Origin of the sequence: Actinoplanes sp. NPDC051343 (genome assembly GCF_044455125.1) — a bacterium.
In the GTDB taxonomy this organism is placed as follows: Bacteria; Actinomycetota; Actinomycetes; order Mycobacteriales; family Micromonosporaceae; genus Actinoplanes.
On record NZ_JBITEL010000017.1, the window covers coordinates 20,625 to 46,487 of the forward strand.

Genomic DNA, 25,863 nt, shown 5'->3' on the forward strand with positions numbered 1-25,863 from the left:
CCCGGCCGGGGGGCGGCAGAAGGAGTCGCCGTCAGGAGACGGACGCTCGGATGTCGCCCAGGCCGCGGGCGACCAGGAACGTGCCGCCGTCGGCAATGCGGGTCCATGAGCCCGACTCGGTGTCCCACTTGCGCCACATGCGGCGGTCGGTGCGGACGGTGACCCGGACCGACTTGCCCGGCTCGACGGTGACCGGGGTCCAGCCGACCAGGCGGACCGGCTCGTCGTGTTCGGTCGGGCGCAAGTAGACCTGCACTACCTCGCGGCTGGTGCGCTTGCCGGTGTTCTTCACCGTGGCGTGGATGGCCGGGGCGTCGCCGAGCACCAGGCGGACGTCGCTGTATTCCCACGTCGTGTAGCCGAGGCCGTGGCCGAGCCAGAAGACCGGGTCGGGGGCCCGGCCGCCGAAGTGGCCGCGGTAGCCGACGAAGCGGCCCTCGTCGTAGACCAGCCTGCCGTCGACCGGGGTGACCGTCCAGGCCGGGGTCTTGCCGTCGTCGGTCGGGAAGGTGGTGACCAGGCGGCCGGCCGGTTCGATGTCGCCGAGCAGGGCCGCCGCGACCGCGTGGCCGCCCTCCTGGCCGGGCAGCCCGGCCCACAGCACGGCGTCCACGCGGGACAGCCACGGCATGATGACCGGGGTGGCGGCGTTGACGACCACGACCGTACGGCGTGCGGCGCCGGCCACGGCTTCGACCAGGGCGTTCTGGGCGCCCGGCAGGTGCAGGGTGGACTTGTCGACCGATTCGGTCTCCTGCTCCTCGGTCAGGCCGACCACGACGACCGCCACGTCGGCGGCGGCCGCGGCCCGCACCGCGTCGTCGATCACGTCGACCGTCTCGCGGGAGGCCGCGTGGCCGATCAGGCCGAAGCCGCCGATGGTGAAGGTGTCGTCCAGGGAGACGGTCGCCTCGAACACGTCGCCGGGCGACACCGTCGCCTCGAACGTGTGGGCCGGCGGCGCGAGGATCTCCTCGCCGAAGCCGTTCCCGCTCACCCTCAGTGACACCGAGGAGGAGTGGCCGCCGACCGACAACTTCCAGTCACCGACGCCGATCACGCCGAGTTCGACCTGGGCCGGGCCGGTGACGACGCCGGTGAACCGGGCCGTGGCGACCCGTCCGGCGAAGTCGTCGTCCATCCCGATGACCGTGCGGGCTCCGGCCAGCGGCCGCCGCTCCAGTTCGTGGCCGGCCGCGTCGCACAGGACGACCTGCGGGGACGAGAAGAAGCCGTCGCGGGCGGGCACCGGCCGGGTGCGCACGTCGACGCCGTCGACCACGGACACCCGGGAGCCGAGCAGCGCGGTGAGCCCGGACGCCACGCTCACCTGGTAGGGCGGGTTGACCTGGGCCGATCCGCCACCCATGTCGATCGTCTCGACGGCGTGGCGGCCGATCAGGGCGACCGTCGCCGAACGGTCCAGCGGCAGGACGGCGTCATTGTTCTGAAGGACCGTCATTCCGCGCGCCGCGATGCGTGTCAGTTGCTCACGGCGTACGGAGGAGGCCGGCGCCGGCAGGCCGTCCGGATAGTCCCGGGGGGTGCCCAGGGCGCCGGTGCGCTGCGCCAGCAGCAGCAGGCGCCCGAGGTGATCGTCGATCACCGCCTCGTCGACCTCGCCCGAGCGCACCGCCGCGACCAGCGCGTCCCCCCACGGGCCGTCCGGTCCGGGCATCACCAGGTCGAGGCCGCCGTTCGCGGCCGGGCCGGCCGTCCTGGTGGCGAACCAGTCCGACATGATCAGCCCGCGGTAGCCGAATTCGCCCTTCACGATGTCGTTGTTCACGACGGTCTGCTCGGTGGAGGGCAGGCCGTTGACGTCGTTGTAGGCCGCCATGATCGTCCACGGGTCCGCGGCGTCGATGGCGATCTCGAACGGCAGCAGATAGACCTCTCGGAGGGTGGCCTCGTCGACGACGCTGTTGACCGTGTTGCGGTCGGTTTCCGACTCGTTGGCGATCAGATGCTTCAGGCAGGCGCCCACGCCCAGCGACTGGACGCCGCGCACATAGGCCGCCGCAATCTTGCCGGTGAGCAGGGGATCCTCGGAGTAGGCCTCGAACAGCCGGCCGCCGAGCGGGGTGCGGTGGAGGTTGATCGTCGGCCCGAGCACGACGTGGATCTGCTGGGCCAGGGCCTCCTCGGCGAGGAGGCGGCCGAACTCGTACGCCCCGTCCTCGTCCCATTGGGAGGACAGCAGGGTCGCGTTGGGGAAGAGGGCGACGACCCGTCCGCCGCTGAACTTGAGGCCGCGCACGCCGGTCGGGCCGTCGGAGAAGCGCATCTCGCCGAGACCGATCGACGGCTGAGGATGCAGGGTGAACGCCGACGCGCCGGTGAGCAGGCGCACCTTGGTGGGAAGGTCGAGTGACGTGAGGATGGAGACGAGGTCGTCGGACGTCATGAGCTCATGGTTACACGTGTAAGTTACGATGTCACCATGCCGGAATCGGGCACCCGACGAGTGACCAGCGCCGACGTCGCGCGACTGGCCGGGGTGTCCCGGGCGACGGTCAGTTACGTCCTCAACGACACCCCACGGCAGACGATCTCGGCCGATACCCGCAGCCGGGTGCGCACCGCCGCCGCCACGCTGGGTTACGCGCCCTCGGCGGCCGCCCGCACGCTGCGCACCGGGCGGTCCGACGTCGTGCTCCTCCTGCTGCCGGACTGGCCGATCGGCCCCGAGGTCGGCACGATGCTGGCCAACCTCTCGACCGGGCTGGCGCGCATCGGACTCACCTTCGTCGTGCACCCGGGCAACCGGGAGGACCGGCCGATCTCCGAGATCTGGAAGGCGATCACGCCGGCCGCGGTGATCGCGTACGCCGACTTCTCGCCCGACGAGATGGCCGCCATGCGGTCGGCCGGCGTCGCCCTGGTCGTGGCCCTGTTCGGCCGCGAGCCGCTGCACGGCCGCGAGCTGGAGATCCCCCAGCAGCTGGTCGGGCGGCGCCAGGTCGAGCACCTCGCGGCCGCCGGGCACACCCGGCTCGGCTATGCCAGCCCGGACGACGAGCGCCTGCAGTTCTTCACCGAGCCGCGTCTCGACGGCGTGCGGTCGGCCTGCCGGGCCGGCGGCCTCCCGCCACCGGCGGTCGAGACGGTTGCGCTGAGTGCCGAGGCGGCGGCTGATTCCGTACGCCGTTGGCGCGCGAGCGGAGTCACCGGCGTCTGCGCGTACAACGACGAGGTCGCCCTGGCCGTTCTCGCCGGCGTACGTCTGCTCGGCCTGACCGTCCCGGCCGACCTGGCCGTCATCGGGGTCGACGACATCCCGCCGGCGCGGCTTGCCGCGCCCCCGCTGACCACGGTGACCACCGACCAGTCCGCCGTCGCCGCCCACCTGGTCGAGACCGTCCTCGCGGCGACCAAGGGCGAGCCCGGACCGGTCTTCCAGGCCGCTGAGCTGGTCGGGGTCGTGCGCCGCGAATCGGTCTGAGCACACTACGGTGGGCCCATGTCGGATGAGAAGCAGGCAACCATAACCTCAGGCGCCCAGATCCTTACCCTGATCAACACGTACACGTGCGCCGACGCGCGGCAGGGTGAGCTGATCGCGGCGCTCGAAAACCTGATCGCCGAGACGTCCACCCTGGTCGACGGGCTCATCTCGTCGAGCGTGCACGCGAGCCTCGACCGCACCCGGGTGATCAACTACATGCAGTGGCGCAGCACCCAGGACTTCGACCAGGCCGAGCTGCACCCGAAGGTCCGCGAGCACCTGGCCACGATCATGACGATCGCCGAGTCGGCCGACCCGCGGCTGTTCCACGTCGCGTCGGTCCACTCGGCCTGACACCGAACGGCCTGACACCGAACGCCCTGACATCAAATGCCCTGACATCAAATGCACAGGCATCGCACACGGGCCGCCAAGGCTGCAGGCGTTTCGTGAGGGGGTAACCGACGCCAGTAGGAGCCCCGCCATGCTCGTGCAACTGAACCAGGCAACCACGCCCCAGAACTTCTCGATCACCGCGACGGGCCTGCCGGTCAACCCGTCGACCGTCCCCGCGCAGTCCCGCGGCCCCCGCCCGGTGGTGGCCGTTCTCGGCCGCCCGGGCCGGGTCGCCGGACTGTCCGCCCATCTGCCCGGCGGCTGGTCGCTGCGTTGCCCGGACGGGCTCGACGACGTACGGCCGGGCGAGATCGTGCTGCTGGCCGGCACCAACGTCCGCGAGGTCGGCATGGCCCGGGCCGTGCTGCCCGCCCGCACCCGGGTGGTCGCGCTCGTCGACGACGAGGCGCCGCCCGAGGTGGTCGCCGGGGTGCTCACCGCGGGCGCCGACGTCTGCGTGCGGGGCGGGCAGCCGGCGATCCTGGCCAGTCACCTGGTCGCCTGCCGCCGGCGCGACCTGGCCGCACGCTGGGCCCGCATCGACGCCGACCGGACCCCGGTCTAGGGTTCGGTCGGCGTCGATGCGGCTTCTCAGGCCGAGGGCGTCGGCGACGCGCTCTGCCTGAGCACCGAGCAGGTCTTCAGCGCCTCCTGCGTCTTCGGGTCGGCGCTGGCCGGGCGGCCGCCGTTCATGGTGACCCCGTGCTGCTGGAGGCAGTTGCGGTAGGCCGAGTTCTGGCCGCCGCCGTTGCCGAAGCCGCCGCCACCCGGGCCGCGGCTCGGCAGCGACGAGGCGCACGCCTGCTGGGCCTTCTGCCAGGTCGCGTCGTCGACGCCGGCCGGCTTCTGGAGGAACCCGCCGGCACCGCCCGGGACTCCGCCGCGCCCGCCGCCGAAGCTGCCCGACGGCCGGGGCTCACCGGAGGGCCGCGTGTAGTTGCCGGGGCCGCGCGAGGCACCGTTGCGCCCGGCGAAGGAGGGCAGCGTGATCGTCACACCGTTCTTCTTCATGCAGTCGACATAGGCAGTGAGCGCCTGGTTCGTCCCGCCGCCGTTGCCGCCACCCGGGGTGGTGGCCTGGTCCGAGCTTCCGCCGCCACAGGCAGCCGCGAGCATCACGGCCGCGGACGCCACGAGCAGGGCCGCGGCCCGCCGGGGGCCCTGGGAACTCCTAATGCGCACGATCGCTGCCCTTCTCGAGTCACCCCAACGTGTCGGGTCACTGAAGCTCACCTATCTGCACGCAATGTCGGACGAGCCTCATAGTTCCCTCGGAACGCCGCTCCGAGGGAACTCCGAGGTAGGACCGAGCGGACGGCTAGATCGGCCCACCACACTTCGTCACCATGGGTGAAGTTCTGGCCGGTCGTCGGCGCTGGATCGCCGTCGCCGTCGCGGTCGTCGTGCTCGCGCTGATCGCGTACGGCGTGGTGCACGCGCTGACCGCGGACGCGTCCGAGAAGCCGAAGGCGGCCGCCACGGTCGCGGTGGACCGGGGCGCCGTGAGCACCGACGTCGGCACGACCGGCACGGTCGAGCCGGCGCAGACCCGCAGCCTCTCGTTCACGGTCGACGGCACGGTCGAGAGTGTCTCGGTGCGAGCCGGCAGTGAGGTGCAGGCCGGGCAGTCACTGGCCAAGGTCGACGACAGCGACGCCCAGCAGGCGGTCGACGACGCCCAGGACGCCCTCGACGAGGCTAACCAGCAGCTCACGGACGCCCGCAACAGCTCGGCCAAGCAGACCGAGGCCGCCAACACCGGCACCTCGACCGGATGCGTGGCGCCGGCGGCGTACACGGTGCCGGTCACCGCCTCGCCCACGCCGAGCACGTCGGCGAGCAGCCGGCCGACCACGAGCCCGAGCCGGTCGACGACGCCGACCCGCACCGGCTCGCCCGCACCCGCGACCTCGCACAGCACCGGCACCGGCACCGGGACCGGGACCGGGACCGGGACCGGCACCGGAGGCAACGGCAGCGGCGGAACCGGCTCGGGCACCCGCGGCGGCACCGGCGGAACGGCCGGCGGCACCTGCGGGGGGACGGGCAGCGGGGGTACCGGCAGCGGCGGCACCGGCAGCAGCGGCGGTCAAGGGCAGCAGGGCGGCGGCACGGACGCGGTGCTCAGCGCCCAGCAGCGCGTCGTCTCGGCCAACACCACCCTGGCGAACGCCGAGGACGCCCTCGAAGGCGCCACCATCACCGCCCCGATCGCCGGCCGCATCCTCACCATCGCCGGCAAGGTCGGCAGCCAGGTCAGCTCCGGCTCCGCCTTCATAACCCTGGCGGGCACCTCGAACATGCAGATCAACGCCCAGTTCCCGGAGGCCGACGCCGACAACCTCAAGGTCGGCCAGGCCGCCTCGGTCACGCTGGCCGACCAGGACGGCAAGACCTTCAAGGCGACGGTCGCCGAGGTCGATCCGACCGGCACCAGCGACGGCACGATGGTCCGGTACGGCGTGCAGCTGGCCTTCGAGGCGTCCGGCCAGCCGCCGAACCTGCTGGTCGGGCAGAGCGCCACGGTCGCCGTGACCACCGGAAGCAAGGCGGGGGTGCTGCGGGTGCCGAGCACCGCGGTGCACGACGTGGCCGGCACCACCGGCACGGTTCTCAAGGGCGGCGCCCAGGTGAAGGTCGGCATCGGCCTGCGCGGCGACCAGTACACCGAGATCACCAGCGGACTTTCGGAGGGTGACCAGGTCGTACGTTCGTGGTGACCGGGAGGGACTTTTAGCCGCTCTTGCGCTGGTCGCGCAAGGTGGCTCAGCCGACTCCGGCCATTTTCATAGGGAATTCCTAGGTGGCATTGATATCCCTTTCGGGTGCTCACCGATTCCCGTTCCTCCCTCACCCTGAGCGAGCCCCCGGCGCGGGCCGCCCGGGTCCTGGTCGTTGACGACGAGCCGAACATCTCGGCACTGCTCAGCGCCACCCTGCGCCTCGTCGAGTTCGACGTGCGGGTCGCCGAGTCCGGTCACGGCGCCCTGATCGCGGTCGAGGAGTTCGACCCCGACCTGGTGGTTCTCGACGTCATGCTGCCCGACCTCGACGGCCTCGCGGTCGCCCGCCGGCTGCGCTCGACCGGGCGCCGGGTGCCGGTGCTGTTCCTGACCGCGCGCGACGCGGTCGAGGACCGCATCTCGGGCCTCTCGGCCGGCGCCGACGACTACGTCACCAAGCCGTTCAGCCTCGAAGAGGTCGTGCTGCGCATCCGGGCGATCCTGCGGCGCACCCAGCCCGAACTGGACGCCCCGGCCGACTCCGGCACGCTGCGCTATGCCGACCTCGAGCTCGACGAGGACGCACACGAGGTGCGCCGGGCGGGCCGCCTGGTCGACCTGTCGCCGACCGAGTTCAACCTGCTCAAGTACCTGCTGATCAACGCCGGCCGGGTGGTCAGCAAGGCGCAGATCCTGGACCGGGTCTGGAAGTACGACTTCGGCGGCGACGGCCGCATCGTCGAGTCCTACGTCTACTACCTGCGCCGCAAGATCGACAAGACCGAGCCGCCGCTGATCCACACCGTCCGCGGCGTCGGCTACGCGCTGCGGCTGCCCCGCGGCGACGAGTGACCCCTTGCCCGGCCAGCTGAGGGCCGCCCGCCGAGCGGGACGCGCCGCCCGCCGCGCGGCGTACGCGCTGGGTGCCTGGCGCCCCCGGCGCTGGAGCCACTGGACGCTGCGGTCCCGCCTGGCCCTGGTGGTCGGCGCGCTCGCCGCGGTCGCGCTGATCGTTGCCAACGTCGCCGGCGTGCTGCTGATCCGCGGCTACCTGCGTGACCGGGTCGACGACCAGCTCCAGGGCATGACCCGGCCGCTCTCGTCGGCCCCGTTCCGCGGCACCGACCAGGGCGCCCCGCCGCGGGCCCGGGCGTGGCGCGGTCTCGGGCCCGACCAGGTCGCCTACTTCTACGGCCCCGACGGCACGCTCAACCCCACGCGCAGCTCGACCGCCGATGCCGGCCGCCCGTCGCCCGAGTCGTTCCCGGCCGCGACCTCCCGGGCCGTCACCGGCGGTCCCTACACGGTCGAGGCCCGTGACGGCAGCGCCTCGTGGCGGATGATCTCGGTGCGCAACGCCGACACCGGTGACGTGGCGGTCGTCGGCATCTCGCTGGCCGAGATCCAGGAGACCACCGACCGGCTCATCCTGATCGACCTCGCGGTGACCGTGTTCATGCTGGCCCTGCTCGGTGCCGGGGCCGCCTTCGTGGTGCGGCTCGGCCTGCGCCCGCTGACCGACATGGAGAGGCTGGCCACCGACATCTCGGCCGGCAACCTCTCCGAGCGGGTCGCCGACACCGATCCGCACACCGAACCGGGCCGTCTCGGGCTCGCGCTCAACTCGATGCTCACCCGCATCGAGGGCGAGGTCGACGCGCGTACGACGTCCGAGCGGCGGCTGCGCCAGTTCGTGGCCGACGCCTCGCACGAGCTGCGCACGCCGCTGACCTCGATCCGCGGGTTCGCCGAGCTGTACCGCCGGGGCGGCGTCCCGCCCGGGCCGGCCCTCGACGAGACGATGAGCCGCATCGAGGCGGAGGCCGGCCGGATGGGCGTGCTGGTCGAGGACCTGCTGATGCTGGCCCGGCTCGACCGGCAGCGGCCGCCCGCACTGCGCCGGGTCGACCTGCTGGAGATCGCCGCCGACACGATCCGCGACGCGCACGCTCGGGTGCCCGACCGGCCGGTCAAGCTGGCCGGGCTGAGCGACGACAGCGACACCTTCGAACCGGCGACGGTGCTCGGCGACGAGCACGGCCTGCGGCAGGTGGCGACCAACCTGGTCGCCAACGCGCTGCAGCACACCCCGCCGCAGGCCCGGGTCACGGTCCGGGTCGGACGGCTGCCGGCCCGGCCACCGCGGGCGGCCAGCGTGCAGTCCGGACCGGTCTCCCTGCAGCCGGGCACGAGCCTCGCCGTCTTCGAGGTCACCGACGACGGGCCGGGCGTGCCCTACACCCACGCGTCACGGGTCTTCGAACGGCTCTACCGGGCCGATTCGAGCCGCACGCGCGGCAAGGGCGGCGGATCCGGGCTCGGCCTGTCCATCGTCGCGGCCATCGTCCATGGTCACGGAGGGTGGGTGGAGCTCGACGAACCGCGCGGCGGCGGAGCGACGTTCCGGGTGCTGCTCCCGACCAGCGGTGACTCGCCGTGAGGTTCCGAGCTGGCTCCGAGGTTGCGCCGAAGATCCTCCAAGGCCTGACGACCACAGTGTCGGCATGCCAGCGCGCCTAAATCTGCGACGTCCCTCGACGGCGGTCAACGCCGTCCTCGTCGTCGCGCTCGTCGCCGGGGCCTTCTGGGCGTACGAGACCATCTCCGGACCGGACACCACCCAGGCCGCCGACGCCTCGGTCCGGACCGCGACCGTCCGCACCGGCACGGTCACCAAGACCGTGACCGCGGACGGCAGCGTGGCGTCCGCCAGCACGGCGTCCGCCAGCTTCATCACCGGCGGCACGGTCACCGCGATCGAGGCGCACGTCGGCCAGGTGGTCAAGAAGGGCCAGGTGCTGGCCAAGGTCGACCCGGCCGCCTCGGAGCGCAGCCTCGACGCCGCCCGGGCCGACCTCGACGCCGCGAACGACTCGCTGACCCGGGCCAAGGACGCCGCCTCGGACACCTCGACCGCCGAGAACGCGGTCGAGCAGGCCCAGCTCGCGGTCGACCAGGCGCAGGCCGCGGTGGACGGCTGCACGCTGAAGGCGCCGATGGCGGGCACGGTCACCGCGGTCAACGGCACGATCGGCAGCTCCTCCTCCGGCACCGGCTCGTCGTCGTCCTCCTCCTCGTCCTCCTCGTCCCGGTCCGGCAGCACCGGTTCCGGCAGCACCGGTTCCGGCAGCAGCGGTTCCGGCAGTACGGGCGGAAGCACCGGCAGCAGCTCGAGCTCCAGCAGCTCCAGCTCGTCCGGCTTCATCGAGATCGACGACCTCACCAAGCTGGAGGTCACCGCCGCCTTCGCCGAGGCCGACGCGACCAAGCTCAAGGAGAAGCAGGCGGCGACGGTCACCTGGAACGCGCTCAGCAATACCGCCGAGCAGGCCTTGGTCAGCGCCATCGACCCCTCCGCGACGACCTCCAACAACGTCGTCACCTACGGCGTCACGCTCACGCTCGACAAGATCCCGGCCGGGGCCAAGGTCGGCCAGACCGTCTCGGTCTCGGTCACCACCGGTACGGTCGACAACGCGCTCATGGTCACCTCGGCCGCGATCACGTCGGTCGGCAACCGGCACACCGTGACCGTGGTCAGCAACGGCCGGCAGCAGCTCACCCCGGTCGAGGTGGGCCTGGTCGGCGACACCGAAACGCAGCTCACCTCGGGCGTCCAGGAGGGCGCGCAGCTGCTGGTCAACACCGCCTCGACCAGCACCGGCTCGGGCGCCGGCGGTTTCGGGGGCGCGGGTGGCTTCGGCGGGGCCGGCGGGCTCGGCGGCGCGACCCGGGGCGGCGCGGGCGGCTTCGGCGGCGCGGGCGGCACGGGCACCCGGACCGGGAGCGGGCGATGAGCCGCCCGGTCCTCGACGTCCGCGAGCTCCGCAAGACGTACGGCATGGGCGAAGCGACCGTGCACGCGCTGGCCGGCGTCTCGCTGGCGGTCGAGCGTGGCGACTATGTGGCGATCATGGGCTCGTCGGGTTCCGGGAAGTCGACCCTGATGAACATCCTCGGTGCGCTCGACGTCCCCACCTCGGGCAGCTACCACCTCGACGGCGTCGACGTCAGCAAGCTCGGCGACCGGCAGCTCGCGCTGGCCCGGAACCGGTTGATCGGGTTCATCTTCCAGGCCTTCAACCTGATCCCGCGGACGACCGCCGTTGCGAATGTCGAGCTTCCCCTGGCGTACGCGGGAGTCAAGCCGAAGGAACGCCGGCAGCGGGCCATGGCCGCTCTCGAGGTGGTCGGGCTCGCGGATCGGGCCCGCCACGAGCCCAACCAGCTCTCCGGCGGTCAGCAGCAGCGGGTCGCGGTGGCCCGGGCCCTGGTCACCGAGCCGGCCCTGCTGCTCGCCGACGAGCCGACGGGCAACCTCGACAGCCATTCGACGCACGACGTGCTCAACGTCTTCGATCAGCTCAGCGCGTCCGGCCGGACGATCGTGCTGATCACCCACGAGCCGGAGGTCGGCGACCGGACGAAGCGGCTGATCCGGCTGGTCGACGGGCAGGTCGTTTCGGACGTCCGCCAGTCGCCGATCCGGCAGGCTCCGGTCGGACGGCACCACATGTGGGCCGGGGGACGCGCATGAGCCTCTACGAGGTGATCCGGTTCGCCCTGCGCGGGCTGTCGGCCAACAAGCTGCGCTCGGCGCTGACCATGCTGGGCATCCTGATCGGTGTCGCCGCGGTGATCCTGCTGGTCGCGGTCGGCAACGGTTCGGCCAAGGCGATCAGCGACCGCATCTCGGCACTCGGCACCAACACGATCACGGTGATGAGTGCCGGCCGGGGCGGCTCCTCCAACACCGCGCTGACCGTTCCGATCGCCGACGCGCTGGTCGACCCGGCGCTGGCGCCCGACGTGAAGTCGGTGTCGCCGGTGGTCAGCACCGAGGCCACGGTCACCTACGGCGGCAACGACGAGGACGTCAACTCCTTCGTCGGCACCACGCCGGCCTGGTTCGCCGCCTCCAACACCCCGGTCGCGACGGGGTCGTCGTTCACTCAGGACGACGTCAACCAGGGCCGGCGGGTGGTCGTGATCGGCCAGACCGTGGCCACCGACCTGTTCCCCGGGGTCGACCCGATCAACAAGCAGGTCACCGTCGGCGGGTCGCTGTTCACCGTGGTCGGCGTGCTGGCCGAGAAGAGCTCGACCGGCTTCCAGGACGCCAACGACACCGCCATCGCCCCGCTGACCGCGGTGCGGCAGGTGCTCGCCGGGTACGGCTCGCTGACCTCGATCCTGGTCGAGGCGAGCAGTCCCGGCAAGGTCGACGCCGTGCAGTCCGAGGTCGCGACCATCCTCGACCAGCGTCTCAACGTGTCGTCCTCCTCGTCGACAACCACGCCCTATCGGATCCAGAACGCGTCGCAGCTGCTGCAGACCCAGACCGACACCGCGAACACGTTCACCACTCTGCTCGGTGCGGTGGCCGCGATCAGTCTGCTCGTCGGCGGCATCGGCATCACCAACATCATGCTGGTCACGGTCACCGAGCGGACCCGCGAGATCGGCATCCGCAAGGCGCTGGGCGCTCCGCGCCGGGTGATCCTCACCCAGTTCCTCATCGAGGCGACCCTGCTCAGCGTCATCGGCGGCGCCCTGGGCGTCGCGGCGGCACTGATCGGCAGCAGCTTCGAGATCGTCGGAGTGAAGCCGGTCATCGTGCCCAGCTCCATCGGGCTCGCCCTGGGCGTGTCCATCGCCATCGGCCTGTTCTTCGGCGGACTGCCCGCCAGCCGCGCCGCCCGCCTGCGTCCGATCGACGCGCTGCGCTACGAGTGAGGACCGCTGTGACACCCATGAACGACGACACCGCCATCCTGTCGGCGCTGCCGGCCGGGCAGCTGCCGGACGCCGAGCCCGAGGACGAGAGCCGGGACGGTCTGGCCGAGGAGCTCGCGCACGCCGCACCGAAGCGCTGGTGGAACCGTGGCACCGTGGTGCTGGCCGGTCTGGTGCTGCTGGCCGGCGGTTTCGTCGGCGGCCTGCAGGTGCAGAAGAACTGGGGGAGCACCCAGTCGGGCAACACCGGCTTCCCGGCCGGCGGGTTCGGTGCCGGCGCCGGACGGTACGGGGGTGGGACCGGCCGGGCCGGCGCGGGAGCCTACGGCGGCGGCGGGGCGGTGGGCGGCGCTTCGGGCGGGGCTCAGCCCGGGGCGGCGACTGCCTCTTCGGGCACCATCGGCACGGTCAAGCTGGTCGACGGCTCAACAATTTACGTTCTGACACAGGACGGAAACCTGGTCACCGTCAACACCGACGGCAAGACCACCGTCTCGGCCGTGAGCAAGTCCACGCTCAAGAGCATCAAGGCTGGTCAGAAGGTCACCGTGCAGGGCGCGACCGGCTCCGACGGATCGGTGACGGCGACCTCGGTGACTACCCAGAAGTAGCTTCACATCTGACAAGATCGATAGCTTGTCATATGTGAACCCATTGATGGATGCCCCTTCGGGTTCTTAGGCTGAGCGCAGCTCGGACCTAGGGGGTGACTCGCGTGCAGTACGACGCGACCGCTCTTTGGGGCCGCGCCGCTGTCCTCGCGACGATCGAGCATCGTCTGTGCGCCGGGGGCGGCGTTGCTCTGCACGGTCCGGCCGGCATCGGCAAGACCGCGCTGCTCGACGCGGTGGCGGCGGCGGCCGGGGCCCGCGGCGAACTGGTGCTGCGCCTGCGTCCGGTGCCGACCGAACGCAGCCTGCCCTACGCGGGCATCGCCGACCTGGTCGGCCAGCTGCCACCGGGCCACGCCGCCGCCCTGCCGCCCGCCCAGCGCGCAGCCCTCGCCGCGCTGCGCCAGGGCCTGCCGCCCCGGGCCGGCACCCCGGCCCTCGCTCGCCGGCTGGTGCTGCCGCTGCTCCTCGCGCACTGCGTCCGCACCGCCCCGGTCCTGCTCGTGCTCGACGACGTGCAGTGGCTCGACCCGGAGTCGGCCGAGCTGATCGGGTTCGCCATGCGCCGGCGGCCCGGCCCGCGCGTACGCGTCGTGGCCGCCCAGCGCCGTCCCGACCCGGCCGGCCAGCGCCGCGCCGTACGCCTCTGCCCGGCCCCGGCCCTCGAGCTGGCCGTCCCGCCGCTCGAACCGGACGACCTCACCGCCCTGCTCGAGGCCCGCGGCCTGCCCTGCCGCACGGCCAGCCGCATGCACGAAGCGAGCGGCGGCAACCCGTTCCTGGCGCTCGCGCTGGGTGGCGCCGTCTCGCCCGGCCCGGCCTGGCGCCCGGCCCCGCCGCCGCTGCCCGAAGCGGCCCGCGAGCTGCTCCGGGACCGCCTCCGCGCCCTGTCGCCCGACGTGGCCGAGACGATCATCGTGGCCGCCCTGGCCACCGAGCCGACCGCCACCGTGCTGATCCGGGCCGGTCGCGAGGACGCCCTGCGCGACCTGCGGGTGGCCGCCGCCGCGGGCATCGTCGAGCTGGACGGCGACGCGATCCGCTTCACCCCGCCGCCGATCGGCCAGCTGCTGCGCGAGGAGACCGCGGCCGCCGACCGTTCGCGGGTGCACGCCGCGCTGGCGGCCGGAGCGGTCGACCCGATCGAGGCGCTTCGCCACAAGGCCCTGCAGACCGGCCGCCCGGACGCGGCGGTCGCCCGCGAGCTGGCCGGGGCGGCCGGACACTGCGCCGAGCGGGGCGCCGGCCGTACGGCGGCCGAGCTCTATCTGCTGGCCGCCGATCGCTGCCCGCACGAGCTGGCCGACGAGCGGCTCGACTGGCTGGCCACCGCCGCCCGCACCGGCCTGACCGGCGGCGCGTTCGCGCTGGCCGGCCGGGCCGCCGAGGCCGTACTGGCCGCCGACGCCCCGGCCGGGCACCGGTTGCGGGCCCGGCTCGTGCTGCTCGACCTGTCCGGGCAGGCGCTCTCCGACATGGGGGAGACGTTCGCGGCCGCGCTGGTCGAGGCGGGCGACGACCCGGCCCTGATCGCGCCGGTACGCCTGCGCCTGACCTGGGCCGCGATGATCGCCGGCGACCCGGACAAGTGGGCCGCCGAGGCCGCCCGCACGATCGACGCGGCGCGCCGGGCCGGCGACCCGACGATCGAGGCGATGGCGCTCGGGGCGCTGGCGCAATACCAGCGGGTCACCGGCGAGCCCCGCTGGTCGGACACCCTGGCCCAGGCCCTCGTGCTGCCCGCCACCCCGGCGCCGGACTGGCTGCACTACGCCCCGCACTACCTGGCGGCCCGGTTCGCGATGGTCGACGACCGGCTCGACGAGGCCCGGGCCGAACTGCTCAAGCTGCTGCCGCTGACCGAGCACGACCGGATCGGCGAGGCCCGGGTCGAGGTGCTGCGCAGCCTGTCCGAGGTGGCGACCCGGGCCGGCCGCTGCCGCGACGCCCTGCAGTACGCCCGCCGCGCGGTCACGGCGGCCCAGGAGGTCGGCCTGAGCCCCGGCCCGACCTGGTACACGGCCGCGGTCGCCGAACTGGCCGGTGGCAGCCTGACCGCGGCGGCCGGGTTCGCCCGCCGGGGCGTACGCGCGTCCGAACAGGAGGGTGACAGCCTCTACCTGCGTCGCAACCTGCACGCGCTGGGCCAGTCCGAGCTGCGGGCGGGGGAGACCCGGGAGGGGGTGGCGGCGCTGCGCCGGCTGCGTGACCTCGAGGCCGAACTGGGCGGTGCCGACCCGATGATCGTGCGCTGGCAGGGCGACCTGGCCGGTGGCCTGGCCGCGCTGGGCGAGCACGCCGAGGCCGCGTCGGTGCTGGCCGAGGCCCGGGCGGCGGCCCACCGGCTGGGCACCACCCCGGGTGTCACCGGCTATCTCGACCGGGCCACCGCGGTCGTGCTCTCGGAGAGCGGCCAGGCCGACTCGGCGGTCGTGCTGTCGGCCGCCGCGGCCCGCCACTTCGAGCAGCTGCACCAGCCGATCGAGCAGGCGCACGCCCTGCTGGTCCAGGGTGGAGCCGAACGTCGCCGCCGCCGCTACGCCGCCGCCCGCATGGCGATCACCGCCGCTCTGGCGATCTTCCTGGCGGCCGACGCCAAGCCGTGGGCCGAGCAGACCGAGCGCGCCCTGGCCCGCACCGAGGGCGGTAGCTCCGCCCCGGGCACCCTCCCGGTCGACCTCGGTCTCACCTCGACCGAGTTGAAGATCGCCGGTCTGGTCCGCGACGGCGCCAGCAACCGCGAGATCGCGAGCCGCCTCTATCTGAGCGTGAAGACCGTCGAGGCGACGCTGACCCGGGTCTACCGCAAGCTCGGTGTACGCTCCCGCACCCAGCTCTCGTCCCGCCTGCAGGCCGCCGATCCGGCCCCCGCGGTGTCCGAAGTCACCTCGACCGTCTGACCTGGAAGTCGACAGCGGAGAGTGACGCCGGTAACGGTCTGCGGGTGGCGCCGATCACTTTGGTATCCAGAGTTTTACCTGCGTGATTTGGGGATGAAAGACGGTCCCGGCATGGTTGTAGAGGAAGGAAACACCACTACTGAGAGTTCCGGGAGACAGGGCCACCATGCAGTTCACGATCAAGCTCCGCGACGCCCGTAAGGCGCTGGCCGACCGACGCGTCCAGCGCGTCGCTCACCGCCGGCTCGCCGACGAGCTCGCCGGGTTCCGCACCACTGCGGAACGGGCGGAGCTCGACGAGTTGATCAGCCGGCACAACCCTGAGGACACCGAGCACATCCGGGCGATCCTCTATCGCCAGGACATGCTGCGGCAGCAGTCGACCACCCGCCAGACCGCAGGTCTCGGCGGTTATCTCGGCTGACGTTCGCCCTCCGGAGCCCGGGCAGGTTCGCTGTCCGGGCTTCTTCGTGCCTTCATGAGGCTGGCCACGGTGGTGACGGCCAGGACGACCACGATGACGGCCAGCGAGAGCGGGGTGCCGATCTGGGGTACGCCGTGGCTGAGGTCGCTGTGCGCCCAGTGCAGCGCCAGCTTTACCCCGATGAACGCGAGGATCACCGACAGCCCCACCGACAGGTAGACGAGGCGGTCGAGGAGCCCCTTCACGAGGAAGAAGAGCGCCCGCAGGCCGAGCAGCGCGAACGCATTGGCCGCGAACACGAGGTACGCCTCGTCGGTCACGCCGAAGACGGCCGGGATCGAGTCGAGCGCGAACAGCACGTCGGTGCTCCCGATCGCGATCAGCGCGATGAGCAGCGGGGTGACCATGCGGCGGCCGCCGACCCGGGCGATCATCTTGCCGCCGACGTATTCGTCGGTCACCGGGCGGACCCGTTTGGCCGCCCGCACCAGGAAGTTTTCGTCGACCTCGCGCTTCTCGGCGCGGTGCCGGAACAGCTGGACCGCCGTCCAGATGAGGATCAGGCCGAAGATCAGGAACATGAACGAGAAGAGTGACAGCAGGGTGGCGCCGAGCGCGATGAAGACGACCCGCAGCACCAGCGCGATGACGATGCCGAAGGTCAGCACTTCCTGCTGATATTTCGACGGCACCGCGAACGTGCCCATGATGATCACGAAGACGAAGAGGTTGTCGACCGAGAGACTCTTCTCGACCAGGTAACCGGCGAAGTACTGGGTGCCGAACTCCCAGCCCGAGACGTGCGCGAGCACGAGGCCGAACGCGACGGCCACGGCGATGTAGAAGACCGACCAGACGGCTGCCTCACGGAAGCCGACGGCGTGCGGACGCAGCACACCCACGGTCAGATCGAGGGCGAGCAGGGCGACGATGACCGCGATGGTCAGCGTCCAGCCGAGCGCGGTGACCTCCATGAAAACGGGACCTCCCAGCGGTGGTTGTTTCGAAGATTGTCTCCGCTGCCCCTGGGAGGTCCCTGGTAGATCTTTGTTACCCGGCGACGAACGACCGCTTGGCGAGGCCGAGCCAGAACCCGTCGATCGGCTGCTCGGGGGCCCGCTCCGGGTCGTCGGAGGCGCCCAGCGCGAGGAACATCGGCGCGAAGTGCTCGATCGTCGGGTGCGCGTACGGCATGCCGGGCGCGCGGTCGCGGAAGCCGGCCAGTTCGTCGATCGCGCCGCGGGCCAGCGTCTCCCGGGTCCACGCGTCGAACTCGCGCGACCAGCCGGGCGCCGGCGCGCCGGGCCGCCAGTCGCGCAGGAACGGCAGGCCGTGGGTCGTGAACCCGGATCCGACGATCAGCACGCCCTCGTCGCGCAGCGGCGCCAGGCGCCGGCCGATCTCCAGCAGCCGGTCCGGCTCGAGGGTGGGCAGGGACATCTGGAGTACGGGGATGTCGGCGTCCGGGTACATCACGGTGAGCGGCACGTACGCCCCGTGGTCGAGGCCCCGGTTCGTCCGGGTGACGCGCTCGTCGTCCGGCATCAGCTTCTCGATCTGGGCGGCCAGCCCGGGTGCGCCGGGCGCCCGGTACTGCGTCTCGTAGTAGCGCTGTTCGAACCCGCCGAAGTCGTAGACCAGCGGGACCGTCTCGGTCGCGCCGAGCATGAGCGGCGCCGACTCCCAGTGGGCCGAGGCCATCAGGATCGCCGTGGGCCTGGGCAGCGTGGCGGTCAGCTCTTTCAGCTGGCCGACCCAGCGTTCGTCGTCGACCAGCGGCGGGGCGCCATGGCTGAGGAACAGGGCGGGCATGCGGGTCACGGCGACCTCCGTTGACGCTTCAACTAACTGCCGCCTACCTTACTGCGGGAAAGTTGCGCCGTCAACTAAATTTGAGGCGGCCCTTCCAACCGCCGAGCGCCCGGGCCGGGTCGCTGCCGAGCACGTCCTGCAGGAGCAAGGCGTACACGTCGCGGAAATCGACAGTGAACTTCAGGTCGCCGTCGTCGAGGTCGGTCAGGCTCGGCGCCTCGCCGTACAGGCCGCCCGGGATACCGTCGCCTGCCAGCAGTATGTTCGACGCCGTGCCGTGGTCGGTGCCCTCGGAGGCGTTCGCCCGCACCCGGCGGCCGAATTCGGAGTAGACCGCCACCACGACGCCCTTGCCGGCCATCCGCTCGACGAACGCCGACAGCGGCTTGTCGAGTCTGGCCAGCAGCGTCTCCTGCGCGCTCTTCTCGTCGGCGTGCAGATCGAAGCCGCCCAGCGACACCGAGAAGACGCGGGTGGCGGCGCCCGCCTCGACACATTTGGCGACCAGGGCCAGTTGCTGGTCGAGCGGGGGAGCGGCGCCGCCCGTCGCGGTCGCCGCCGCGTCTTGGTCATCGTCGGAGGAGGACAGCGAGACGTCGGCCATCAGATCCTGGACACGCATCAGGTCGGCGAAGCAGGTCGCCGCCCGCGCCAGGGCCGGTGACTCGCCGGCGACCGGGGTGCCGAGCTGCCTCAGCAGGGCGGGCGTCACCGACGCCGGCAGCTTCACCGCGCCGCCGGGCACGGTCGCCCCGGCGCTCTGCGCCCCGGTCAGCAGGGGCGGCAGCACGGGTTCGAAGCTCACCGCGAGACGAGGGTCGCCGCCGGCGGCATCCAGCCAGCGGCCGAGCCAGCCGGTGGTGCCGGGACGGTCGGGCTGGGCGGTCTGCCAGATGTCCATCGACCGGAAATGACTGTGATCCGGTTTCGGGTAGCCGACCCCGCGGACGATCGCCAGCTTCTTCTCGCCGTACAACTTGTGCAGCCCGGCCAGCCCCGGGTTCAGGCCGAAGTGGTCGTCCAGCTTCAGCACCTTGTCCGCGTCGTAGGCCAGCTGTGGGCGTGCTTTCGCGTACGCGTCATCGGCGTACGGAATCACGGTGTTGAGGCCGTCGTTGCCGCCGTAGAGGGTGACCAGCACGAGGGTTCTGGCGTCCGCAGGCCGCTCGCCGGCGGTGGCGAGCAGGTCCTTGATGCCGTACGCGGTGGCGCCGGCGGCGACCGTGACGCCGCTGGCGACCAGGAACCGTCGACGGGTGATCTTGTCCATGGCGAAATGCTCCTCAGTGGACGGCGTACTCGGGGCTGGCGAGACCGAGGGCGAGCAGCCGGCGTGGATCTTTGATGCCGGACAGCGCGGCCCGCGTGCGATCGCTCCAGCCGTCGACGACGAGAAGATCGGCCAGTGCGTCCAGGCGATCGCTTCCGGTCAGCCGGTCGGTCGCTTGTTCTGCTTGCGCGGCCAGCGCCTGACCGGTTCTGATCCGCGCCTCGGTCGACGAGGTGGTCAGCCAGGCGTCGCCGACCGGCCATCCGCCGACCGACGGCGGCCGGAACGGCACCTGACCGAGCGATCTCAGGACGGCCGGCGCCTTGACCTTGGACACGTCGATCCCGAGCTGCCGGACCGCGCCGATCAGCCACTCGATAGGCTGCTTGACCAGCTGCCCGTCGGTCGCCGGGAACTCCGGGTCGGTCAGCACCGCCCGGAGCAGCGCGCTGCCGGTGCGCCCGGCCGCGACGATGCGGCCGGTCGCCGCCGCCGACGGCGCGGCACCCGAGCCGTACCGGACCCAGTGCCGCTGCGCCAGGAACGGCAGGTGGTGCTCATTGCGGGTGAGAAGATCCGCGTACGCGTCGACGTCGAACGTTCCGGTCCGCCCGAGCAGGGTGACCGTCCCGTCGTCGTGCCGGGCCGGCTTGAGCGTGGCCTTCCCGGTCGCCTTGTCGACCACCCAGCCGGTGAGCACCCGGGCGCCCGCCTTCACGTCGTCCTCGGAGTAGTTGCCGACACCGAGCGTGAACAACTCCATCAGCTCGCGGGCCAGGTTCTCGTTCGGCGCCTTGCGGGTGTTCTTCTGCCCGTCGAGCCAGATGATCAGCGCCGGATCGCGCAACATCGCCCGGATCAGCGCGCCGGTGTCGCCGGGTCCGTAACGCCGGAACGTCTGCTGCTGGCCGAGCATGAGGTGGGCCGAGCGCACCTTCTGCGCGCTGGTGGCCCAGTGCCCGTGCCAGAAGAAGACCAGCTTCTCGGCGCCGGTCCGGTCGGCGGCCATCCGGCCCAGCCACCAGTCGAGCGCGGCGGTGACCTGCTTCTGCTGGGCCTGCCGGGCCTGCTGCCGGGCCGCCCGGTCGCCCCCGGCGGTCACCGATGGCTCCGGCCCGATGTCCGGCAGATTGATCGGCGTCGCTGGAGCGAGCAGCGTCGTCACTGTCTGTTCAACACCTGACCGCACCGCGGCGTCGACCTCGGCCGATGTCGGTCCGAACGTCACTCGGCGTAGAAGGTGAGACATCTCGCGACGGTCCGTCATGCGTCGAACGTAGATCCGCCACGTAAGAGAACGGTTAGGGCGACGTTCGGCGCAGGTACGCCAATCGGTGGAAATTGCTCGATGTCTTGCCCACCGTTTTTAGAAACTTGCTGGTAACACTGCCATGCAGAATGCATCCTAGGTGGACTGAAGGTTTGTCCGCACAGGACATTGCGCCGATCCCGTCACTTTGGCATGCTACGCGGGGTCGTGCGGGGGAACGCTCACAGTAACGCTCGGCTGTACCCCATTCGAGTGACCCTGCGTAATCACTTCGCGGGTCCCACCTTGAGGAGAGGAGGCCCGCCGTGGCGTCACCGCCGCAGCTGCCTCTCGCCGACGACCTCTTCCTCACCGCCCACGACACGGTTCGCGGCAAGTGTCTGCTCTCCCCGGCGACACTCGGTCTCGGCCTCTCCGCCGCCCTGCTCGCCGAACTCGTGCTCTGGCGCCGACTCGACGTCGTCGACAGCAAGATCGTGATCATCGACGATCACCCGACCGGTGATCCGGCCACCACCGCCGTCCTCGACCAGTTGCTGCGCGAGGGCAGCCACCGGGTGGTCCGCGACTGGATCTCCTTCCTGGCCACCGGGGTCGCGGTCGACCTGGTCGAGCGCCGCCTCGCCCGGGGCGGCCACGTCACCCGGCAGGAGAAGCGCAGCCTCCTCGGCGGCAACAAGGTCTACTTCGTGCCCGCCGACTCGATGACCGCCGGCTGGCCGGCCACCCGGGTACGCACCAGCGTGTCCCGCGGCGAGCTCCTCGACGTCTCCGACCTGGTCTTCTCGGGCCTCGTCCTGGCGACCGGGCTCGACCAGCAGGCCTTCGTCACCCTCGACCCACGCAGCCGCGCGGCGCTGTTCGACCAGCTCCGGCGACGCATGCCCGCGATGCTCCAGGAGCTCGTCGCGCACGCCGAAGCCGCGGTCGGCGATGCCGTGATGGCCCGGCGGGCCTGAACCACCCTTCCCCTCAACCAACCCCCTCTTGGAGAGAACTCGTGGCTACCACCACAAGCTCCGTTGCCGAAGAAAGCCAGTTATCCAACGCCCTAGCAAAAGACCGCCTCGGGGTCGCGGCGGTCGTGTTCTTCGTGATGTCGGCGGCCGCCCCGCTGACCGTCGTCGCCGGCGTGGTTCCCACCGGCCTCGCGGTCACCGGCCTGTCCGGCATCTCCATCGCGTTCGTCGCGGTCGCCGTCGTGCTCGCGATCTTCGCCGTCGGCTACGTCGCGATGGCCCGGCACATCGCCAACGCGGGCGCGTTCTACGCGTACATCTCGCGGGGCATCGGCAGACCGCTCGGCGTCGGCGGTGCCTGGGTCGCCCTGATCGCCTACAACATGTTCCAGTGCGCGTCGTACGGCGGCTTCGGCGCGATCGCCGCGCCGCTGTTCAAGGACTGGTTCGGCCTCGACATCAAATGGTGGGTGCTCGCACTCATCTGCTGGGCGCTGGTCGCGATCCTCGGCGTCCGCGACGTCGCGGTCAACGGCAAGGTGCTGGCGACACTGCTCGTCGCCGAGATCCTGCTGGTCGTGGTGTTCAGCTTCAGCGACATCCTGTCACCCAACTTCCACGCCTCGTCGGCCCCGATCAACCCGCACAGCCTCGTCGGTGCCGGTGCGGGCGCGCTGCTCGCGATGGCGGTCACCGGCTTCGTCGGCTTCGAGCAGTCGGTCGTCTTCAGCGAGGAGTCCCGCGACCCCCGGCGTACGGTGCCGCGCGCGACCTACATCGCGATCGCGCTGATCGCGCTGCTCTACGGCTTCGCCGCCTGGGCGATGATCTCGGCCGCCGGTGGCAACGTCGTCGACCGCGCGGGCAAGGAAGGCCCCGACCTGTTCTTCAACGTGGCCTCCGACCGGCTCGGCGGCGCCGCCCTGCACCTCGGCCACGCGCTGTTCCTGACCTCGCTGATCGCCGCGATGATCTCGTTCCACAACATCATCGCCCGCTACACGTTCTCGCTCGGCCGCGAGGGCGTGCTGCCCCGCGCGTTCGGCAAGACCGTGCCCGGCACCGGCGCGCCCAAGAACGGCTCGATCGCCCAGTCGGTCGTCGGCTTCGTCGTGATCGTGTTCTACGCGGTCATGGGGTGGGACCCCCTGGTCCAGCTCTTCTTCTGGGGCGGCACCGGCGGCGGCATCGGCGTGCTGCTGCTGATCACCGTGACCTCGATCGCGATCATCGGCTACTTCGCCAAGCACCGCGAGGGCGAGGACGCCTGGCACCGCATCGGCGCGCCGGTCCTCGGCACGATCCTGCTGCTCGTCATGTCGTACCTGACGCTGAGCAACATCGCGACGCTGTTCGGCGTCGATGCGGGCAGCAAGCCGACCTGGGTCGTGCCGACCGCCTTCGCGGTGGTCATGGTCGCCGGCATCATCTGGGCGCTCGTGCTGCGCGGCAGTCGCCCGCAGGTGTACGCGGGCATCGGCCTCGGCGCCCGCAGCGTCAGCTCCACCGGTGGTTTCGCCGCCGCGATGAACAATTCCCCGGAGGATCCCGCCGCATGACCGACCAGTTCATCATCCGGCCCGCGCGTGAGGACGAGATCCCGGCGGTCGGCTACCTCATCGCGGACTCCTTCAACGACCTCCTCGCCGACGCCTACCTGGTGCCGCCGCTGGAGGACCGGCTGACCGTGATGGCCGACTTCTTCACGCTGCTCACCGAGCACGCCCAGTCGTACGGCCGGATCGACGTGATCGACCGGCCGGGCGGCGGGCTGGCCGCCTGCGCGGTGTGGTTCGACTACACCCGGGAGGCGCCCGACCCGGACAACTACGAGGAGCGGCTGGCGAAGCTGGCCGGCAAGTACCTCGACCGGTTCCAGGCGCTCGACGAACTGTTCGCCGAGCACCACCCGCACGACGAGCACTGGCACCTCGCCTTCCTCGCCGTGCACCCGGAGGAACAGGCACACGGCCTGGGCAGCAAGCTGATGGAGCGCACCCACGAGGAGCTCGACAAGGCCGGCACGCCGGCCTACCTCGAGGCGACGAACGCCAACAACGTGCGGCTCTACCGCCGCCACGGCTACGTCGACATGAACCCGTTCGAGATGCTCCTGCCCGACGACACGCCCTTCTTCCGCATGTGGCGCAAACCGGCCTGACACCGAACCCGGCGGGAAGGTGCACGCGCCTTCCCGCCGGGTCTGGCCTCCGCCGGACGATCGCCGGACACTGGCCGGCATGACCGTATCGCTGCACCACATCGTGATCGACGCCCACGATCTGCCGGCTCAGGCCCGGTTCTGGACGCAGGTGCTGAACTGGACGATCCTGTCCGAGCGGGACCGCGAGATCGTCATCGGCGTCGACGAGAACGCGCCGGTGGGAATCTGCTTCATGCCCGGCTCGGCGGCCCGCAAGACCACCAAGAACCGGCTGCATCTGGACCTCACCCCCGGCCCCGACGGCCGCGACGCCGAGGTCGACCGGATCGTCGCACTCGGCGCCCGCCGGGTCGACATCGGACAGACAGGCACCGAGTCATGGACCGTGCTGGCCGACCCGGAGGGCAACGAGTTCTGCATTCTGCGCCCGAAGACAACGCTGATCGCCTGAGCGACCGGCGTCAGTTGTGAAGGTCGAGGGCGTCCTCCCGCCGGCTCTGATCTCTCGGCCGCATCCGAATTGCTTCATGATCGTTGTATGAGGCGATTCGACGCGAACATTGATTTTCTCCGGCACGTTTCTCGGCGAAAGTAGCCGAGAAGAGCCAGACATTTGGGCGATGCGTTCTCCCATCGAACGTCGATAACGTTCACGTCGCACCGGACCAAATGGGGGTTGATGTGGCACGACGTGGGTTCTTCGCCGAGCTGAACTATCAAGCGCAGCAGGCCGAAAAACGGCGCCGACAGCAGGTGGCAGCGGCATATCGCGCCCAGGCCGCCGCGCAGCGCGAAGCCGAGCGCGCGCGGAAAGCCTCCGACCGAGCCGTGGCGTCGGCTGCCCGGGCGAGTGCCGCGCAACGGGCGGAAGCGCAGAAGCTTGCCGCGCAGATGCAGCTCGAGGCCTGGGCCGCCGAGGTCAACGCGCTGAACGCCGACCTGGCCCAGGTGTACGCGGACGTGGACGGCCTGCTTGCCTCGACGCTGGAGGTCGACGACTATGTGGACCTGGAAGCCCTGAAGATCACGTCGGTGGAACATCCGCCTTTCGACCCCGGGCCGCTGTCGGTGCCGGTGCCCCCGATGCCGCAACTGGTCTACCCACCCGAGCCGGTGTACCAGGAGCCGGAAGCGCCCAAGGGGCTCTCGGCGACGTTCGGCGGCCGGAAGCGTCACGAAGAAGCGGTCCTGGCGACCCGCGCCGCTTTCGAGACGGCACACCGAGGCTGGCACGAGCACTGCACTCGCATGCATGCGGACCACATGGCGGAGTTCGAGCGGCGACGGCGAGCCGACCAGGACCGTCTTCAAAGGCTGAACGCGGCCCAGGCGGCCTACCAGCATCAGTGCCGGCAGCGGGAGACAGACGCGGAAGCTCACAATCAGAAGGTTTCACGCTTCATCAATGACTTGGCATTTGACGTGGAGTCCGCGATCCAGGACTACGTCGGGGTGGTGTTGTCGAATTCCGTCTACCCGGACGCGTTTCCGGTGTCCTTCGAGCACGGCTTCGATATCGGCTCCCGCGAGCTGGTCCTTCGTGTGACAGTTCCGGGGCCGGACGCCGTTCCCTCGGTCAAGGAATACCGGTACGTCAGGGCCAAGGACGAGATCGTGACGTCCGCATTGCCGCTGAAGCAGCAGAAGGACCGGTATGCCGGGGCGGTGTGGCAGGTGACGCTACGGACGCTGCACGAGATCTTCGAGTCCGACCGGGCCGGAAAGATCCGGTCGATCGCGCTCGTCGTCAGCGCCGGCCGAACGGCTCCGGCGACCGGTCTGCCGGAGGAAGTGCCGCTGGCGGTCGTGGCGGCCGACCGCGAGACGTTCCTGACGTTCGACCTGGCCAATGTCGTCCCGCACGCCACGCTCACCTACCTCGGTGCGGCCCTGTCCAAGTCTCCGTTCGATCTCGTGCCGGCCGACGGGGCGGGCGTGCGGGTCCGGGGGAGGTAGTCGTGCGGTTCAATGCGCCGCCCGGCTGGCCTCAGCCGCCGGCCGACTGGTCTCCGCCCGCCGGATGGCAGCCCGACCCGTCTTGGCCCCCGCCGCCGACCGGCTGGCAGTTCTGGTTGGCCGACGCTCCGCCTCCGGTGCCGGAGAAACCCCAAATCGCAGAAGGTCGTTCGTACTCTCCGCCGCCGTTTGCC

23 protein-coding genes are annotated in these 25,863 nt (G+C 71.3%); 17 read left to right on the forward strand and 6 right to left on the reverse strand.

The window, feature by feature from the left end; genetic code table 11:
* Positions 1-31 precede the first annotated feature (31 nt).
* Positions 32-2,407 (reverse strand): glycoside hydrolase family 3 C-terminal domain-containing protein, encoded by a 2,376-nt coding sequence (locus ACIA5C_RS41270; protein WP_396065321.1) that lies wholly within the window; start codon positions 2,405-2,407, stop codon positions 32-34.
* Between the two features lie 36 nt (positions 2,408-2,443).
* On the opposite strand from ACIA5C_RS41270, the gene ACIA5C_RS41275 reads away from it, so the two are divergent.
* The 3 genes from ACIA5C_RS41275 to ACIA5C_RS41285 all read left to right on the forward strand — a co-directional run bounded on the left by ACIA5C_RS41275 (position 2,444) and on the right by ACIA5C_RS41285 (position 4,409).
* Entirely contained in the window at positions 2,444-3,445 is a 1,002-nt protein-coding gene (locus ACIA5C_RS41275) for a LacI family DNA-binding transcriptional regulator (protein WP_396065323.1), read from the forward strand.
* An 18-nt stretch (positions 3,446-3,463) separates the two neighbouring features.
* Positions 3,464-3,802, forward strand: coding sequence for an antibiotic biosynthesis monooxygenase family protein (locus ACIA5C_RS41280; protein ID WP_396065325.1), 339 nt, complete (start codon positions 3,464-3,466; stop codon positions 3,800-3,802).
* A gap of 130 nt (positions 3,803-3,932) precedes the next feature.
* On the forward strand, positions 3,933-4,409 hold the full coding sequence (locus tag ACIA5C_RS41285; RefSeq protein WP_396065327.1) for a hypothetical protein: 477 nt from the start codon (positions 3,933-3,935) through the stop codon (positions 4,407-4,409).
* Between the two features lie 26 nt (positions 4,410-4,435).
* On the opposite strand, the gene ACIA5C_RS41290 is transcribed toward ACIA5C_RS41285, so the two are convergent.
* On the reverse strand, positions 4,436-5,026 hold the full coding sequence (locus ACIA5C_RS41290) for a hypothetical protein (protein WP_396065329.1): 591 nt from the start codon (positions 5,024-5,026) through the stop codon (positions 4,436-4,438).
* A gap of 164 nt (positions 5,027-5,190) precedes the next feature.
* Between ACIA5C_RS41290 and ACIA5C_RS41295 the strand changes: the two genes are divergently transcribed.
* The 9 genes from ACIA5C_RS41295 (at position 5,191) to ACIA5C_RS41335 (ending at position 16,238) form a co-directional block, all read left to right on the forward strand.
* Positions 5,191-6,564, forward strand: coding sequence for an efflux RND transporter periplasmic adaptor subunit (locus tag ACIA5C_RS41295; protein WP_396065331.1), 1,374 nt, complete (start codon positions 5,191-5,193; stop codon positions 6,562-6,564).
* A 105-nt stretch (positions 6,565-6,669) separates the two neighbouring features.
* On the forward strand, positions 6,670-7,419 hold the full coding sequence (locus ACIA5C_RS41300) for a response regulator transcription factor (protein ID WP_396065333.1): 750 nt from the start codon (positions 6,670-6,672) through the stop codon (positions 7,417-7,419).
* Between the two features lie 4 nt (positions 7,420-7,423).
* Positions 7,424-9,007: a sensor histidine kinase gene (locus ACIA5C_RS41305; RefSeq protein WP_396065335.1), complete on the forward strand. Its 1,584-nt coding sequence runs from the start codon at positions 7,424-7,426 to the stop codon at positions 9,005-9,007.
* Positions 9,008-9,071: 64 nt separating this feature from the next.
* Positions 9,072-10,364: an efflux RND transporter periplasmic adaptor subunit gene (locus ACIA5C_RS41310; protein ID WP_396065337.1), complete on the forward strand. Its 1,293-nt coding sequence runs from the start codon at positions 9,072-9,074 to the stop codon at positions 10,362-10,364.
* The gene (locus ACIA5C_RS41315) at positions 10,361-11,104 is read left to right on the forward strand and encodes an ABC transporter ATP-binding protein (RefSeq protein ID WP_396065339.1); all 744 of its coding nucleotides are present in this window, start codon (positions 10,361-10,363) and stop codon (positions 11,102-11,104) included. Before ACIA5C_RS41310 ends, ACIA5C_RS41315 begins: the two co-directional genes overlap by 4 nt.
* The gene (locus tag ACIA5C_RS41320; protein ID WP_396065341.1) at positions 11,101-12,303 is read left to right on the forward strand and encodes an ABC transporter permease; all 1,203 of its coding nucleotides are present in this window, start codon (positions 11,101-11,103) and stop codon (positions 12,301-12,303) included. Before ACIA5C_RS41315 ends, ACIA5C_RS41320 begins: the two co-directional genes overlap by 4 nt.
* A gap of 17 nt (positions 12,304-12,320) precedes the next feature.
* A complete protein-coding gene (locus tag ACIA5C_RS41325; RefSeq protein WP_396065343.1) occupies positions 12,321-12,914 on the forward strand; it encodes a hypothetical protein in 594 nt (197 codons plus the stop codon).
* A gap of 104 nt (positions 12,915-13,018) precedes the next feature.
* Positions 13,019-15,814, forward strand: coding sequence for an AAA family ATPase (locus ACIA5C_RS41330; protein WP_396065345.1), 2,796 nt, complete (start codon positions 13,019-13,021; stop codon positions 15,812-15,814).
* 166 nt (positions 15,815-15,980) lie between these two features.
* Positions 15,981-16,238 carry a hypothetical protein gene (locus ACIA5C_RS41335; RefSeq protein WP_396065347.1) on the forward strand — a complete coding sequence of 86 codons (258 nt, stop codon included), beginning with the start codon at positions 15,981-15,983 and terminating at the stop codon, positions 16,236-16,238.
* On the opposite strand, the gene ACIA5C_RS41340 is transcribed toward ACIA5C_RS41335, so the two are convergent.
* The 4 genes from ACIA5C_RS41340 to ACIA5C_RS41355 all read right to left on the reverse strand — a co-directional run bounded on the left by ACIA5C_RS41340 (position 16,226) and on the right by ACIA5C_RS41355 (position 20,587).
* Complete coding sequence (locus tag ACIA5C_RS41340; protein ID WP_396065349.1) at positions 16,226-17,212, reverse strand: TerC/Alx family metal homeostasis membrane protein; 987 nt, start codon at positions 17,210-17,212, stop codon at positions 16,226-16,228. The genes ACIA5C_RS41335 and ACIA5C_RS41340 overlap by 13 nt on opposite strands.
* A 76-nt stretch (positions 17,213-17,288) precedes the next feature.
* Entirely contained in the window at positions 17,289-18,050 is a 762-nt protein-coding gene (locus ACIA5C_RS41345) for a dioxygenase (RefSeq protein WP_396065597.1), read from the reverse strand.
* A 70-nt stretch (positions 18,051-18,120) separates the two neighbouring features.
* The gene (locus tag ACIA5C_RS41350; protein WP_396065351.1) at positions 18,121-19,320 is read right to left on the reverse strand and encodes a DUF1501 domain-containing protein; all 1,200 of its coding nucleotides are present in this window, start codon (positions 19,318-19,320) and stop codon (positions 18,121-18,123) included.
* A gap of 13 nt (positions 19,321-19,333) precedes the next feature.
* A complete protein-coding gene (locus ACIA5C_RS41355; protein WP_396065353.1) occupies positions 19,334-20,587 on the reverse strand; it encodes a DUF1800 domain-containing protein in 1,254 nt (417 codons plus the stop codon).
* Between the two features lie 308 nt (positions 20,588-20,895).
* Between ACIA5C_RS41355 and ACIA5C_RS41360 the strand changes: the two genes are divergently transcribed.
* From ACIA5C_RS41360 to ACIA5C_RS41380, 5 genes are all read left to right on the forward strand, one after another.
* Positions 20,896-21,549: a GPP34 family phosphoprotein gene (locus ACIA5C_RS41360; RefSeq protein WP_396065355.1), complete on the forward strand. Its 654-nt coding sequence runs from the start codon at positions 20,896-20,898 to the stop codon at positions 21,547-21,549.
* A 137-nt stretch (positions 21,550-21,686) separates the two neighbouring features.
* Positions 21,687-23,108, forward strand: a complete 1,422-nt coding sequence (locus tag ACIA5C_RS41365; protein WP_396065599.1) for an APC family permease — start codon at positions 21,687-21,689, stop codon at positions 23,106-23,108.
* Positions 23,105-23,710 (forward strand): GNAT family N-acetyltransferase, encoded by a 606-nt coding sequence (locus ACIA5C_RS41370; protein ID WP_396065357.1) that lies wholly within the window; start codon positions 23,105-23,107, stop codon positions 23,708-23,710. Before ACIA5C_RS41365 ends, ACIA5C_RS41370 begins: the two co-directional genes overlap by 4 nt.
* 79 nt (positions 23,711-23,789) lie before the next feature.
* Positions 23,790-24,164, forward strand: coding sequence for a VOC family protein (locus ACIA5C_RS41375; protein WP_396065359.1), 375 nt, complete (start codon positions 23,790-23,792; stop codon positions 24,162-24,164).
* A gap of 218 nt (positions 24,165-24,382) precedes the next feature.
* The gene (locus tag ACIA5C_RS41380) at positions 24,383-25,669 is read left to right on the forward strand and encodes a hypothetical protein (protein WP_396065361.1); all 1,287 of its coding nucleotides are present in this window, start codon (positions 24,383-24,385) and stop codon (positions 25,667-25,669) included.
* Positions 25,670-25,863 lie beyond the last annotated feature (194 nt).

Coding starts and splice junctions, on each gene's coding strand:
- ACIA5C_RS41270 (WP_396065321.1), bottom strand. CDS start 2,407: ATGACGTCCGACGACCTCGTCTCCATCCTCACGTCACTCGACCTTCCC.
- ACIA5C_RS41275 (WP_396065323.1), top strand. CDS start 2,444: ATGCCGGAATCGGGCACCCGACGAGTGACCAGCGCCGACGTCGCGCGA.
- ACIA5C_RS41280 (WP_396065325.1), top strand. CDS start 3,464: ATGTCGGATGAGAAGCAGGCAACCATAACCTCAGGCGCCCAGATCCTT.
- ACIA5C_RS41285 (WP_396065327.1), top strand. CDS start 3,933: ATGCTCGTGCAACTGAACCAGGCAACCACGCCCCAGAACTTCTCGATC.
- ACIA5C_RS41295 (WP_396065331.1), top strand. CDS start 5,191: ATGGGTGAAGTTCTGGCCGGTCGTCGGCGCTGGATCGCCGTCGCCGTC.
- ACIA5C_RS41310 (WP_396065337.1), top strand. CDS start 9,072: ATGCCAGCGCGCCTAAATCTGCGACGTCCCTCGACGGCGGTCAACGCC.
- ACIA5C_RS41315 (WP_396065339.1), top strand. CDS start 10,361: ATGAGCCGCCCGGTCCTCGACGTCCGCGAGCTCCGCAAGACGTACGGC.
- ACIA5C_RS41320 (WP_396065341.1), top strand. CDS start 11,101: ATGAGCCTCTACGAGGTGATCCGGTTCGCCCTGCGCGGGCTGTCGGCC.
- ACIA5C_RS41325 (WP_396065343.1), top strand. CDS start 12,321: ATGAACGACGACACCGCCATCCTGTCGGCGCTGCCGGCCGGGCAGCTG.
- ACIA5C_RS41335 (WP_396065347.1), top strand. CDS start 15,981: ATGCAGTTCACGATCAAGCTCCGCGACGCCCGTAAGGCGCTGGCCGAC.
- ACIA5C_RS41340 (WP_396065349.1), bottom strand. CDS start 17,212: ATGGAGGTCACCGCGCTCGGCTGGACGCTGACCATCGCGGTCATCGTC.
- ACIA5C_RS41345 (WP_396065597.1), bottom strand. CDS start 18,050: ATGCCCGCCCTGTTCCTCAGCCATGGCGCCCCGCCGCTGGTCGACGAC.
- ACIA5C_RS41350 (WP_396065351.1), bottom strand. CDS start 19,320: ATGGACAAGATCACCCGTCGACGGTTCCTGGTCGCCAGCGGCGTCACG.
- ACIA5C_RS41355 (WP_396065353.1), bottom strand. CDS start 20,587: ATGACGGACCGTCGCGAGATGTCTCACCTTCTACGCCGAGTGACGTTC.
- ACIA5C_RS41365 (WP_396065599.1), top strand. CDS start 21,687: ATGTCGGCGGCCGCCCCGCTGACCGTCGTCGCCGGCGTGGTTCCCACC.
- ACIA5C_RS41370 (WP_396065357.1), top strand. CDS start 23,105: ATGACCGACCAGTTCATCATCCGGCCCGCGCGTGAGGACGAGATCCCG.
- ACIA5C_RS41375 (WP_396065359.1), top strand. CDS start 23,790: ATGACCGTATCGCTGCACCACATCGTGATCGACGCCCACGATCTGCCG.
- ACIA5C_RS41380 (WP_396065361.1), top strand. CDS start 24,383: ATGGGGGTTGATGTGGCACGACGTGGGTTCTTCGCCGAGCTGAACTAT.